Here is a 269-nt window from a genome sequence, read left to right as displayed (position 1 = left end):
CCACCGAGCCACACTGACCGCCAACCGAGCATCCACCGCCGCCAACACCTGCGGGTCCTCGATCAAATCCGTGCGATACACGATCGTTGCGAACATCCGGAAATCGATATCCCCCGCAGCGAACACCGCCCCCACCTTCGGCAACCGCTCCACCATCGCCCGCGCATACCGCAACCGGCTCACCGCCAACCGCTGCGAGATCCGCAACACCGCAGCCACCTCCGCCCCGACCGCCTCCATCGCGTCGATCACCCACAGCTCCGACTGCG

General features: G+C 66.5%; 1 protein-coding gene. It reads right to left on the bottom strand.

The window, feature by feature from the left end:
* On the bottom strand, positions 1-269 hold a 269-nt coding region (locus SKC42_RS27930), incomplete at both ends, for a DUF222 domain-containing protein (protein WP_330967386.1).

Origin of the sequence: Mycobacterium sp. 050134 (assembly GCF_036409085.1) — a bacterium.
GTDB lineage: Bacteria > Actinomycetota > Actinomycetes > Mycobacteriales > Mycobacteriaceae > Mycobacterium.
This window is presented reverse-complemented; position numbering and strand designations above follow the sequence as displayed.